The organism is Flavobacterium sp. MK4S-17 (genome assembly GCF_009848495.1).
In the GTDB taxonomy this organism is placed as follows: Bacteria; Bacteroidota; Bacteroidia; order Flavobacteriales; family Flavobacteriaceae; genus Flavobacterium.
The window spans coordinates 1-14277 of sequence record NZ_WWEP01000028.1 but is presented as its reverse complement, the minus strand read 5'-3'; the positions used below and the strand labels follow the sequence as shown (position 1 = coordinate 14277).

Sequence of the window (14277 nt, the reverse complement as noted above, 5' to 3'; positions counted from 1 at the left end):
GGGAGGAACTATAAAAATTCATTTAACAAAAAAAAGGGGTGCTAATTCATAAAATTTTATTAAAATTGGGAGTTTTTTACCATCTGCAAAATGAATTACATTAAAAAGTCAATTTTTTTATTTTTACTGATATCTGTGCCTGCTTTGGCACAAAAGCAAATAACACTGGAAGAGATATGGAGCGGGGCTTTCAGGCAACAGCAAATGGACGATTTGCAGGCCATGAAAAATACCAACCAGTACACCGTTTTAAATGCTAACTGGCGGGCACGCACTGCACAAATTGACTTATATGACTTTGCCACACTTAACAAGGTAAGCACAATTGTAAGTTCGCAGGATTTCAAGGAGCTTGAAAATGGTATTGACAGTTATACCTTTAGTCCTGATGAAAAAAAGCTTTTACTGGCAACAAATTCAGAGTCTATATACAGGCATTCATTTGTTGCAGATTTTTATATATATGACATTGGAAAGAAAACGCTTGTAAAACTGGCTGATTATAAAGTGCAGGAGCCTACCTTTTCGGCAGATAACTCTAAAGTTGCTTATGTGTACAATAATAATATATACCTATATGACTTGGCTTCAGGGACTACTAAACAGGTTACTGCTGATGGTAAAAAGAATGAAATTATAAATGGTATTACCGATTGGGTGTATGAGGAAGAATTTGCATTTGTAAGGGCATATGACTGGAATGCCACAGGTGATAAAATTGCCTTTATACGGTTTGACGAAAGACAGGTTCCGGAATTTTCGATGGATTTATATAACACAGGGCTGTATCCGCAGCAGTATGTTTTTAAATACCCAAAAGCAGGGGAAAACAATGCACAGGTTTCACTGCACATTTATGATGTAAAATCAGGGAGCACCAAAAAAATTGACTTTGGCAATATTAATTCCTACTATATACCAAGGATAAAATGGACAAATGAAGCGCAAACGCTCAGCGCCCAATTGATCAACAGGCACCAAAATAACCTTAACCTTGTATTTGTAAACGCTGATTCGGGTGCTGTAAGTAAAATACATAATGAAACTGATAAGGCTTATGTTGATATAACGGATAACCTTACTTTCCTTAATGATAACAGTTTTATATGGACAAGTGAAAAGGACGGATACAACCATATTTACCATTATAATAAAAATGGCAAGCTGGTAAACCAGGTTACAAAAGGCAACTGGGAAGTAACCGCCTATTACGGCTTTGATAAAAAAACAGGTAATATATTTTACCAGTCGGTTGAAAATGGTTCTATAAACCGTGATGTTTACCGTATAGGTATAAACGGTAAAAACAAGGTGAGGCTTACACCACAAACCGGAACCAACGAAGCAACTTTTAGCCCTGACTATAGTTTATTTATCAACTCATTTTCCAGTGCGCAAACTCCGCTTACCTATACTTTATGCAGTGCAAAAGATGGTAAGGTGGTGAAGGAGATTTTGGATAATAAAGCACTAAGCACGAAACTTGAAACATATAACCTGCCTAAAAAGGAATTCATGGTTTTAACAACCGAAAAAGGGCACCAGCTAAACGCCTGGATGATAAAGCCAGCCAGATTTGATGCTACTAAAAAATATCCTGTATTCATGTACCAGTACAGCGGGCCGGGTTCGCAGCAGGTTAATAATGACTGGAACGGCTATGATGATTACTGGTTTATGATGCTGGCACAGCAGGGCTATATTGTAGCCTGTGTTGACGGCAGGGGAACGGGATATAAAGGCGCAGAATTTAAAAAAACTACGTATAAAGAACTGGGTAAATATGAAGTGGAAGACCAGATAGATGCAGCTAAGGTTATAGGTAAATATAGCTATGTTGATGCTTCGCGTATCGGTATCTTCGGGTGGAGTTATGGAGGGTTTATGTCATCTAACTGTATATTGAAAGGGAATGATGTTTTTAGGATGGCTATTGCGGTAGCACCCGTAACCAACTGGCGTTTTTATGATACTGTCTATACCGAAAGATATATGCAGACACCGCAGGAAAATGCCTCGGGATATGATGATAATTCACCTATAAACCATGCTGATAAACTAAAGGGTTCTTATTTACTTGTACATGGTTCGGCAGATGATAATGTACATTTGCAAAATACCATGCTTATGGTAGAAGCACTTGTGCAGGCCAATAAACAATTTGACTGGGCCATTTATCCTGATAAAAACCACGGTATATATGGTGGGGCCACAAGGCTGCAGCTTTATACCAAGATGACTAACTTTATTAAAGAGAAACTATAATGAGCAACACGGCATCGCTGGAGCAAATCCAGAATTTTGAAGGGAAATACCCTAAGCAGCTATGGGGGCTGTTCTTTTCAGAAATGTGGGAGCGTTTCTGTTTTTATGGGATGAGGGGGGTGTTAACCTACTTTATGATTACCCATTTAATACTGGAAAACGGCGAACATATGCAGGAAAGCCAGGCAAACCTCCAGTATGGTGCAACACAGGCTTTTGTATATGCATTTACTTTTATAGGCGGTCTTTTTGCCGATAAGATACTCGGTTTCCGCAAATCATTATTCTGGGGCGGTATCCTTATGATAGTAGGTAGTGCTATATTGGCGTTTGACCCTTTTCCGGAAAAGAACTTTTTCCTGGGGATAAGTTTTACAGTTATAGGTACAGGTTTCTTTAAGCCTAATATCTCTACAATGGTAGGCTCATTATATAAAAAGGGAGACCCAAGGAGGGATGCAGGTTTTTCACTGTTCTACTCCGGTATTAATATCGGTGCACTGTTAGGCGGATATGCTTGTATTGCAATTGGTAAAGGACAGCTTTTTACAAGTTTTATACCTGCTGAATATACCTGGAATGTGGCTTTTGGACTTGCCGGTATTGTGATGACAATAAGCCTTATAACATTTGTGTTTACCCAGCGCACCCTTGGGCCAATAGGTTTATCACCTTTTAAGAGCGAGGATAATGAAGTTAAGAAAATACCGCAGATTGAAGGTATAGGGACTGTTGAGCCTGAGCCGACTGCTGTGCCGAGAAAAATAAAATCAGGTAAAAGCTGGTACGAATATGCGGTATATGCAGGTACACTGGCATTAATACCGGTTATTATGACAATGGTTGCCAAAACCGAGTATACTGACTGGTTTATGTACATAATAGGCCCGGTTACGCTTATTTACCTTATTTATGAAATGAGCAAGCATAGTTGGGAGGAAAGTAAAAAGCTAATTGCCGCTTTAATATTTATATTATTCTCTATTGTGTTTTGGGCATTTTTTGAGCAGAGTGGAGGTTCATTAAGCATATTTGCAGCGCAAAACCTTGATAATAATGTGCTAGGAACCTTGACCCTTGACCCTAATGGTGTAAATAACGCGGCAAACTCTGTATTTGTAATCATTTTTGCGCCTATTGTAGGGCTTGTATGGATAGCATTGGCAAAAAAGAAGATAGAACCTAACTCTGTAATAAAGTTTGGTTTAGGGTTTATTTTCCTTGCAGGCGGGTTTTACATTTTTTACCTGACACGCTTTTTTGAAGTTATTGCAGGCTCTGGTATTGCCAGCCTTGATGTTTTTGTTTTGGCCTATTTTGTAATTACCTTTGGCGAGCTTTGCCTTTCGCCTATAGGACTTTCATTAATGACAAAATTGTCGCCACAAAGGCTACAGGGTGTAATGATGGGGATGTGGTTTTTGGCAAGCGCATACGGACAGTATGTGGCAGGGATATTAGGAGCAGGGCTTTCGGAAGCAGGTGAAAATGATTCGCTGCCCCAAAAACTGGCTACCTATACAGATGGTTATAAACAACTGGCGATATATGCGCTGATTGCAGGTTTGGTACTGATAGTAATATCGCCAGTGGTTAAAAAGCTGATGCAGGACGAAAAATAAAATTAAATAGAAATCAATATAATTACTTATGTCGACAGCAACTTCGAATGACTTTTTTAAATCCAATGTTCTAGGACATCCGGCAGGTTTGTTTGTTTTATTCTTTACCGAAATGTGGGAACGTTTTTCCTTTTATGGTATGAGGGTACTATTGATAAACTTCCTTACCATGTCAATTATGAGTGATAATCCCGGTTGGGGTTGGTCTGCCGAAAATGCTGGCGCACTTTATGGTACTTATGCCATGCTGTTGTACATTACCCCTATTTTTGGAGGTATTATTGCCGACAGGTATATAGGCTATAGGTGGGCAGTGGTTGTGGGTGCTGTAATTATGACGCTGGGACATGCATCAATGGCTTTGGATACACCTTTTTATCTTTATCTTGGCCTTGCCTTACTGGTTATTGGTACAGGTTTCTTTAAACCGAACATGACTTCCATACTATCTGAAATGTATAAGGATTTCCCTGAAAAGAAAGACGGTGCCTATACTATATTTTATATGGGTGTTAATGCAGGTGCATTTTTTGGGATGATGCTATGCGGCTATCTTGCAGAGAATATTGGCTGGCATTATGGTTTTGGGCTTGCAGGTGTATTTATGCTTTTAGGTACATTACAGTTTTGGCTGGCTAAACCTTTATTCGGTACTATTGGCGAAGTGCCGTCAAAAGAAAAAAGACGGGCAGAGGAAGCTGCTGCAAAAACATCTCAAAACGCAGAAGACAGAAGAAACCCTTTTACATTTTTCGATAAAATACTGATACTTATAACTACTGTTGTAGGTTTGCTTTATGCTTTTAACGATCCGCTTTCAAAAATAGGCGGTATAAATATGTTCCCTTTTAAACTGGGCAGCCTTGATGGGCAAAATGCTATGGTACTGGGTGCTTTAATCTTATTCCTTATTTTAGTAATATCACGTATAGCACGCTATACGCCTGTTATAAGGGACAGGATGATAGCCGTAATTATTTTTGCCTTTTTTACAATCTTTTTCTGGATGTCTTTTGAGCAGGGTGCTTCTTCGCTTGTAATTTTTGCAAGGGATAATGTTGACAGAACGCTTGAAGGAAGCTCACTCACTATATTTAATATTGTAAACTCCCTGCTTACAATAGTGCCATTGGCTATTATTACATGGGTACTGATATTGCTTGCAAAACAAACCTGGGGAAAAATTCCAGGTTCAAATATTGTGCTTGCAGTATGTTTTCTGGGTGTATGGAGTATTGCCGGATGGATGCTGTATCAATATCTGATAGCCGAATCTTCAGAAATTACAGTTTCATGGTTCAGTATATTAAACTCTTTCTTTATTATCACATTTGCTTCAACTGTTTCTAAAATATGGGATAGTAAGTATAACCCGAGTGCTTCTGTAAAATACGGGCTTGGGCTTATTATAATGGCTATAGGTTTCGGACTGCTTGCATTTGGATCTTATGGTGTGGCCGAAGGCGTAAAGGTAAGCATGGTTTGGCTGGTTTTGGCCTATTTATTCCATACTTTAGGAGAACTTTGCCTTTCACCTGTAGGGTTGTCATATGTAAGTAAGCTCGTGCCGGGCAGGATGATTGCATTTATGTTTGGTATGTGGTATCTTGCAATAGCTATAGGCAATAAGCTTGCAGCTATAATTGGGGGGCAGATTGAAAATATTACTAAAGAGTATTCTCTTTCTACCTTCTTCCTGATATTTACTATTGTACCTATTGTGGCAGGGCTTATAGTAATGTCATTAAACCCGTTGCTGAAAAGGCTTATGCATGGTGTGCATTAATTTTCGGCATTGTTTTTGAAAACCATCTTTTAAAATTAATTATAAATGAAAAAATTACTTTTGATATTATTCATAGCCTTGGGAACAGTGGCTGCACAGGCACAGGAAATTAAATGGATGACGCTTGAAGAGGCACTGGCTGCCCAAAAGAAAGCTCCAAAACCAATTTTTATGGATATTTATACCGATTGGTGCGGACCATGTAAAATGCTTGATAAAAATACATTTCACGATAAAGCGGTGGTTGATTACATCAGCCAGAATTTTTATGCTGTTAAGTTTAATGCCGAAGGAAATTCTGAAGTTTCCTATAAAGGCAAGACTTATAAAAATCCGAACTTCCAGCCTGAAAGGAGGGGAAGAAATGCTATTCATGAGTTTACCCTGCTGTTAAAGGTAAGGGCATATCCTACAATGATGCTTTTTGACAGCAAAGGAGAAATTAATGAGCCTGTAGTGGGTTATTATACACCGGAGCAGTTACTGCCTTTGCTTAAATCAAAGCAGCTATAATATACAAATTAGTTTACCTTATAAAATCCCTTTTCGGCTGTTGCATGGAAAGGGATTTTTTGTTTCCTGCATGTTTCCTGCCAGCGGGCTATATAGCTTTTATAATTGGTAGCATCCGCAACAATTGTTTTTGGCTGTAACAGGCTTATTGCCTTTTCAAGATTAACTTTTGGCGATTGTGTAAGTAACAATATATCCGGTTTCGCTTTAATATCATATATACCCATACTGTCAATCACCAAAATTTTGTTTTTGTTATACCAAAGGGTGTTTTGCAGCGGCCTTATCATTACGTTTTCAATAAAATTCCCTTTTACATAAGCTGTAATATTCCTGTTGTTTAAAGGCAAGGTATCATTGGTATAAAACACGGCCTGGTTGTTTTCTTTCTGTACAATTAAAGAGTTGTTGTAATTGTGTAATACCAAAAGTTCTGATGTTGTCTTGTAAGCCTGTACTGTTGTAATATAAGCTATCTGGAATAGCGCCACAGTGCTTAATAAGGCGATGCTGCGTTTGTAGCTTTTACGGTAAAGCCACAGGGCAAAGCTTATTATAATTGTATATAAAAGTATGTTTAGCAATAAGGTAAATGGAATGTTTTTAATTACAAAACCTTTAAAAGATGCAACCCATTTTATAAAACCATTCATGCCTGTTATTAGTATATCCAGCAGTTTGCCAGTCATCAATGCTGCATCAGCCCAGATAAAGTTTAAGCAAAGTGTAATTAATGCTGTAACCAGGGCTATTGTTGAGAGGGGTATTACAAGAATATTTGCCAAAAGGAACAGTAGGGGGAACTGGTTAAAATAATATAGGCTTAATGGCAAAACCCCTATTTGCGCAGCGACTGAAACCGTTGCCAGGTCGTTAAAATAATTCAGGGCTTTATACCTGCTTTTTAACGCTTTGCTGAATACCGGATGCAGGACTACTATTGCTGTAACGGCTGCATAACTCAACTGGAATCCGGCATCAAAAATGAAGTTTGGCTTAACCAACAGAAGCAATAGTATGGAAACGGCTATAGTATTAAAAATATCTCTCCCGCGATTCAGGTAGATACCAACTCCTACAAAGCTGAACATAACTACCGAACGCACCACGGAAGCTGAAAGCCCCGACAGTAAGGCGAATAACCATAAGAAGGCAATGATAAATACCAGCTTTAACAGTTTTCCTTTTTTACCTGCCCTTTCAAGCGGTTTTAACAGGAATGCTGCAAACGCGAACAATATACCAATATGCAAACCAGATATTGCTAATATGTGTATAACACCAGCGTTAGTATAATCCTCATTTATTGCCTTATCCATATCCTGCCTTTGCCCAAGCAGTAAAGCCTTAATTACATTTAATGTTGCAGGGCTATAGTTGTGCTGCTTAAAGCTGTCCGCCAGTTTGTTTCTTAAGGCTTCTGTATAATAGCTGAAATTGTATTCACGCCCTGCCGTGATATAATTGTCTTTTAATTTAAGCTGGTGAAAAACATTTTGCTTTTTCATATAGTCAGCATAACTAAACTGGTAAGGGTTAAGGGCCGGGGTTATTGGTTTAAAATTGTCATATACTATAAGTACATCGCCTGCATGGAGTAAGTTGTTTGCACTGTCTTTTGGAACTGTAAGCAATACTTTACCTGTGGTTACTTTTTTATTTACTGAAACAATATCAAGGAAATATTTTTCATTATAATCATTTGGCTTTAGCCGTTCTGCTACAACACCTTTAATAAGCTGGGGTTTTGTATCCTCGACAAAATTGGAATAATGCAATTTATTTAAAGGGGCATAATGTATATTCTGCACCACTAAGCCCATTGCAAAAGAAAATACAAGTGCGGTTATCCCAAAAAAAGAATTAGATATTAATAACCTGTTTGCCCTTTTATAAGCAAAGAGTAATACTATAAAAACCAGGGCGGTAAATAAAAAAATAATATTCCTTTCAGGGAGCAGGTAATAGCCTGTTATTATACCGGCGGCAAAAAACAGTGTAACTGGTATAAGAGGATATTTCAATACCTTCATAAATTAGGTATTGGCAAGTGTGAAATTAATATGTGGATTAATCTTCAATAACCCTGTTGGCCTGTACAAAAGTCCTGTCATAATAAGGCTCGCTCAATGAAGATACTACAACGCCCAGTTGTAATGTAGAGTGTATAAACTTTATGTCGCCTTCAGGAGTAACTTCAGTTACCAGGCCCACGTGGTTTATTCTTTTTCTCCTTGGGTTATTATCAAAGAAAAGCAGGTCGCCTTTCTTCACATCTTTAATATCAATTTTACGCCCGGCCTTGGCCATTTGATAGGAGCTCCTGGGTAGTGTAACATCAAAAATGCGGAAAGTGGTATAAACCATACCTGAACAATCCATACCATCTTTTGTTGTGCCCCCGGTGCGGTAGTTTACACCTTCAAATTCCATGGCGTTATTTACCACCTGTTGTGCAAAATAATTTTCCAGCGGTTCAGGTTCGTAGTCAGGGTTTTCTTTTTCAGTTTCAGCAGGAAGCTTTATTTTTACAGGGTCATCGCCTTTGGCTGCAGTTTCGTTTTTACGCTCCCTGGCTTTATAGCTGCCGGCAAGTTTTTTAGCCTTTTTTTCTGAAATAACCGCATCACGGTTTTGTGCTTCGTTATCAGAATAGGCATAAACTCCTTTTTTTATCGCTTCTTTTTTGGAAGTTATAATCTGCGCAGACGATTTCCATGAAATCATTAGCAGCAGTAAAAAAGATATGGACAGGAGTTTTTTCAAAACTATTCTTTCAAATTCGGTATCGGTTTTTGCAAATATAAAAAAATAAATTTTAATTAAATTTAACTTCCTATGTTAAATGTTTGATTATAAGTGCGGCTGCTTTTTCACTCGCCCCCTCACCGCCAAGCTTTTGCTCCAGTACATCATAATCCTTAAGCATTTTTTCACGGTGTTCGGGGCTTAGTATTTTTTGCAGTTCTGCTTTTAAATTTCTTGTGTTCAGTTCATCCTGTATCAGCTCCTTTACCACTTCCTTATCCATTATAAGGTTAACCAGAGATATATATTTAAGCGTAATAATGCGTTTAGCAATCTGGTAGGAAATCCAGTTTCCTTTATAACACACTACTTCCGGTACTTTAAATAAGGCTGTTTCTAATGTTGCCGTGCCCGATGTTACAAGTGCGGCATGTGCAATGTCCAGCAGTGCATAGGTTTTATTAGAAACAAAATTCACGTTTTTGCTTGTCAGGAATTGTTCATAAAAATCAAAATCCTGGCTGGGTGCGCCTGCTATAACAAACTGGTAGTCCTTAAAATCGTCAACCACACTTAACATTATGGAAAGCATTTTTGCTATTTCCTGTTTGCGGCTGCCCGGCAGTAAGGCTATCACGGGCCTCTCATTAAGGTTATTTTCTTTCCTGAAAGCATCTGCATTTACTGCAGGCCGGCTATGTATGGCATCAATAAGCGGATGGCCAACAAACTCTACCTTGTATTGATGCTTGGTTTCATAAAAATCTTTTTCAAAGGGCAGGATAATATACATTTTATCTACATCGCGCTTTATGGCTTTAATCCGGTTTTCCTTCCATGCCCATATTTGTGGTGAAATATAATAGTGAGTTTTATAGCCTGCTTTTTTTGCCCATTTGGCTATACGCATGTTAAAACCGGGATAATCAATAAAAATAATCACATCGGGTTTAAAGGCTTCAATATCCTGCTTACAGAATTTTATATTGTTTAATATTGTCCTGATGTTTTGCACTACTTCTGCAAAACCCATAAAAGCCAGGTCGCGGTAATGCTTTACCAGTGTACCGCCGGCTTTCTGCATAAGGTCGCCTCCCCAAAAGCGTATTTCAGCACTGCTGTCAAGCTTAAAAATTTCTTTCATAAGGTTCGACCCGTGTAAGTCGCCCGAAGCCTCACCAGCTATAATGTAATATTTCATGCATAGTAGTTATAAAGCCAAAATTACTATTTATTCGGCTATCAATAATATACATCAAAAAATATCTTTCACAATAATATCCATTGCTATATAGCTTGAGTCCGATGTATCGTTACCATGGCCCTTTAAAATGTTTATATATCCTGCATCAATTATAACAGGCAGGTTTTTAAGATTGTGTGAGTAATACAGGCTGAAACGGCTTTCGCTGTATTTATAATTATCCCAGCCGGCTTGCTGTTCATGCCCAAGGGTAAATAATGATTCTGCAGTACCTGTAAGCTTATCACTATTATCATCTCTCAGGGGTATTGTAGCAGCAGCCTTTATGCGTGTACGTAATTGTGCATCTTCCCCCGCAGCATGAAAATCAGGTGTAAAAAAAGCGCGTGCTTCCTGGCGCAGTGTAAAAGCATACTTAAATACAGTTCCCTCAAGAGTGTGGCTTAACTTTCCGTAAAGCCTTGCTTCCCTGATAAATGAAGGGTGTGATGCCGGGTATAGCTCCCGGTCATCATATTTGTTTTGCTGCCTGTAGCTAAGCGAGTACCCATATTTCCACCCTTTGCTGAATTTGTGCCCTATTTCAGCATTAATAACCAGTGCAGAGTGTTTTTTAAAAGGGTTTAATGAGCCGGGAGTACTTATTCTTCCTGCGCCTATATAAGCATTAAGGCTGTTTTTGTCATCCAGCTTTTGTTTTACTCCAAAAGCAAGCCATGAGGCCGTTTGGGTATGCCCCATTCCCGGAGGTGTTATCTGCGCGAAACTGCTGGTTGTAAAACAAAAAGCAGCAATTGAAAAAAATAAAAATTTGTACTTCATAACCAGAACTATTTATTACAGGAACAAATATGTTATGGCAATCTGTAAAAAAACTGGATTCTAAAATTATGGGTTCAGTTTCCAGTTATTAATAATCTGCATGGCATGGTGGGCGGTAAGGTCAAACTGCACGGGTACCAGGGATATATAGCCATTGGCAAGTGCCCACTCATCGGTATCATTACCTTTGTCCAGGTTTACAAATTCACCAGTCAGCCAGTAATATTCCCTTCCCTGGGGGTTTTTTCTTTTATCGAAACGTTCCTCCCAAATGGCTTTCGCCTGCCGGCATACTTTTATGCCTTTAATATCTTTTTCTTTAAGCTTGGGGAAGTTTACATTTAATATTACCCCTTCGGGCAGTCCATTGTTTAAAACTTCAAGCGCAATTTTTTTAATAAAAGGCTTTGTAGGCTCAAAATCAGCATTCCAGTCATAATCCAATAAGGAAAAGCCTATGGCGGGTATGCCTTCAATGCCTGCTTCTACAGCTGCACTTAAGGTGCCTGAATATATAACGTTTATTGATGAGTTGGAACCATGGTTAACTCCCGAAACACATAAATCTGGCTTGCGTTTTAAAATTTCGTGTACTGCAAATTTAACACTGTCAACAGGTGTGCCGGAGCAGCTGTATTCCTGCTCCACATCTGGGTCTATGTCAACCTTGTTTATAAACAGGGTGTTGTTTATGGTAATAGCATGCCCTGTTGCCGATTGCGGGCTGTCGGGTGCTACTACCACAACATCGCCTATTTCTTTCATTACCGAAATAAGGGCCCTTATGCCGGGAGCCGATATACCATCATCATTAGTTACAAGTATAAGGGGTTTTTTGTTCATTGTGTATTAAAATAAAAATAAGAATTGTACTTTTACGTTTGCTAAAATACGCATTTTGCCCTGATGCCTTAAGTGGTTTGCTGAACAAAATAGGTGTAAAGGAATATTTGGCACAGTTTTTTATATAATTAAAATCTAATGAAAGCCGTATTAAGCTATATGAAAAGAAATTATAAAATATTATTGCTGGTAGCACTGCTTGCAGGCTGCCTGTGGAGTTTTAGGGGGTCTATTGCACCAATTGATGTTAGTGCGCAGGATGACCCGGATAAGGATAAGCTGCTTATTGAGCTGTTAACTTTTGTTATTGAAAGGGGACATTATGACCCTGCAGCAATAGATGATAATTTTTCCAAAGGGGTTTATAAAAGTTATATTGAAAGCCTTGACCCTTCTAAAAGATTTTTCATCCAGTCGGATATTGACGAGTTCTCAAAATATGAAACCCGTATTGACGATATGATAATGGAGCGGGATTTAAGCTTTTTTGACTTAACCTACCAAAGGCTTTTGCAGAGGATAAAAGAATCTGAAGATTTGTATAAAGATATACTGGCAAAGCCTTTTGACTTTACTTCCGATGAAAGCTTTGATACTGATTATGAAAAGCAGCCTTACCCTAAAAACAAGGCAGAGCTTAAGGAACGCTGGAGAAAACAGTTAAAGCTTTCGGTGCTTTCAACGGTTTCTGACAAGCAGAAGCTTGAGGAAAACCCTGAAAAGATAAAATCAGGAGATAAAGTGGCTGATGAAAAAGCCAACAAAAGCTTTGATGCCGAAAAAAAACCTACAGATAAAAAAGACGCTGGCAAAAAGAAAACTTTTGATGAGTTGGAAAAAGAAGCGCGTGAATCGGCAAGGAAATCGCTGGATGAATATTTCAGCTTTATTGACGACCTTAAACGTGATGAGTGGTTTACCATATACCTTAACGCAATAGCCGAACGTTTTGACCCGCATACATTTTATTTTGCCCCTGATGATAAAGAGAAGTTTGATACCAGCATGAGGGGGTCTTTAGAAGGTATAGGGGCAAGGCTTCAAAAGAAAAATGACTATGTGGAAATATCAGAGCTTATTCCCGGTGGGCCGGCATGGAGGGGCAAGGAACTTGAGCAGGGCGATATAATAATGAAAGTTGCCCAGGGGGATGATGATCCTGTGGATATTGCTGGCCAGCGCCTTGATGATGTAGTTAAAAAAATAAAAGGCCCTAAAGGAACCGAAGTTAGGCTTACAGTTAAGAAAGTGGATGGTACTATAAAAGTTATTGCTATTACCAGGGAGGTTGTGGAAATTGAAGAAACATACGCAAAATCCAGTGTGGTTAATAAAGATGGCAAATTGTATGGTATAATATACCTGCCTAAATTTTATATCGACTTTGAAAATAAAGATAACCGTGATGCTGCCAAAGATGTGGCCCTTGAAGTGGAAAGGCTTAAAAAGCAGGGCGTGGAAGGTATTATTATGGATTTAAGAAATAATGGCGGTGGCTCACTTAAAACAGTAGTGGATATAACGGGGCTGTTTATACCGGAAGGCCCTGTAGTACAGGTAAAATCTACGGGCAGGAAAAAAGAGGTGCTTTCAGATACTGACCCTAAAGTGCAATGGGACGGGCCGCTTGTGGTGCTGGTGAATAATTTTTCTGCTTCTGCCTCAGAAATTTTTGCGGCTGCTATACAGGACTATAACAGGGGACTTATTTTAGGCAGCAGGCATACTTATGGTAAAGGTACTGTTCAAAATGTTATTGACCTTAACCAGTTTGTAAGGAATAATTCCTTTGGCGATTTAGGTGCCTTAAAAACCACCACGCAAAAATTCTACAGGATAAATGGGGGTTCTACACAACGTGAGGGTGTGTACAGCGATATTGTAATGCCGGATCGTTACTCTTATATTGATATGGGTGAAAGGGATATTGATAATGCTATGCCTTGGGATAAAATAGATGCTGCGCAGTTTAGCCCTGTCAGGAATAATTTTGATAATGTTATACAAAAGAGCAAACAAAGGATGGCTGCCAATCAGCAATTCAGGCTTATTGATGAAAATGCGCAATGGATTAATGAGAAAAAAGACGATAATAAATATAGCCTGAATATTGAGAAATTTAAAGCTGAGCTTGCCAAAAATGAGGCTATAACCAAGAAGTTTAATGCGCTGACTGAATATAATAACAATCTTAAATTTGAAGCGTTGCCTTATGAGCAGGAAATATTTAAAAAGGACCCTGCCCTTGCAGAGAAAAAGCAAAGATGGTATGAAAGCCTTTCTAAGGATGTGTATGTAGAGGAAGCATTAAATATCCTTGATGATATGCAACCAAAATCATCAGGCAAGAATGCAATCAGCATTTCAAAGAAAGAAAAGCTGGTTAAAACATAAATTGTAAATTGAATGGATAATACCAATCAATCGCTTACAGGCTTGGCGCTCCGGAAATTCAAAAAGAATTTCTGGGGCGT

Annotated in this window: 10 protein-coding genes; 5 read left to right on the top strand and 5 right to left on the bottom strand. The window is 38.6% G+C overall.

The genetic code is table 11. The features are described 5' to 3' along the window. Positions 1–90: 90 nt before the first annotated feature. Genes GSF09_RS10040 through GSF09_RS10025 form a run of 4 tightly spaced genes read left to right on the top strand, consistent with a single transcriptional unit; the run spans position 91 to position 6186 of the window. A complete protein-coding gene (locus GSF09_RS10040; protein WP_159800959.1) occupies positions 91–2265 on the top strand; it encodes a S9 family peptidase in 2175 nt (724 codons plus the stop codon). Next, positions 2265–3887, top strand: coding sequence for a peptide MFS transporter (locus GSF09_RS10035; protein WP_159800957.1), 1623 nt, complete (start codon positions 2265–2267; stop codon positions 3885–3887). Before GSF09_RS10040 ends, GSF09_RS10035 begins: the two co-directional genes overlap by 1 nt. Before the next feature lie 28 nt (positions 3888–3915). Then, the gene (locus GSF09_RS10030) at positions 3916–5673 is read left to right on the top strand and encodes a peptide MFS transporter (protein ID WP_159800955.1); all 1758 of its coding nucleotides are present in this window, start codon (positions 3916–3918) and stop codon (positions 5671–5673) included. A gap of 45 nt (positions 5674–5718) precedes the next feature. After that, positions 5719–6186 carry a thioredoxin fold domain-containing protein gene (locus tag GSF09_RS10025; RefSeq protein WP_159800953.1) on the top strand — a complete coding sequence of 156 codons (468 nt, stop codon included), beginning with the start codon at positions 5719–5721 and terminating at the stop codon, positions 6184–6186. Between the two features lie 8 nt (positions 6187–6194). On the opposite strand, the gene GSF09_RS10020 is transcribed toward GSF09_RS10025, so the two are convergent. The 5 genes from GSF09_RS10020 to surE form a co-directional block, all read right to left on the bottom strand. Further along, positions 6195–8219, bottom strand: a complete 2025-nt coding sequence (locus tag GSF09_RS10020) for a ComEC/Rec2 family competence protein (protein WP_159800951.1) — start codon at positions 8217–8219, stop codon at positions 6195–6197. A gap of 37 nt (positions 8220–8256) precedes the next feature. Then, entirely contained in the window at positions 8257–8952 is a 696-nt protein-coding gene (locus GSF09_RS10015; protein WP_159800949.1) for a C40 family peptidase, read from the bottom strand. 70 nt (positions 8953–9022) lie between these two features. Next, the gene (gene lpxB / locus GSF09_RS10010) at positions 9023–10135 is read right to left on the bottom strand and encodes a lipid-A-disaccharide synthase (RefSeq protein ID WP_159800947.1); all 1113 of its coding nucleotides are present in this window, start codon (positions 10133–10135) and stop codon (positions 9023–9025) included. A 54-nt stretch (positions 10136–10189) separates the two neighbouring features. After that, complete coding sequence (locus GSF09_RS10005; protein ID WP_159800945.1) at positions 10190–10960, bottom strand: DUF2490 domain-containing protein; 771 nt, start codon at positions 10958–10960, stop codon at positions 10190–10192. A gap of 66 nt (positions 10961–11026) precedes the next feature. Continuing rightward, positions 11027–11803, bottom strand: coding sequence for a 5'/3'-nucleotidase SurE (gene surE / locus GSF09_RS10000; protein ID WP_159800943.1), 777 nt, complete (start codon positions 11801–11803; stop codon positions 11027–11029). Positions 11804–11941: 138 nt separating this feature from the next. Here surE and GSF09_RS09995 point away from each other — a divergent pair, with 138 nt between their 5' ends. Beyond that, complete coding sequence (locus GSF09_RS09995; RefSeq protein ID WP_159800941.1) at positions 11942–14197, top strand: carboxy terminal-processing peptidase; 2256 nt, start codon at positions 11942–11944, stop codon at positions 14195–14197. Positions 14198–14277 lie beyond the last annotated feature (80 nt).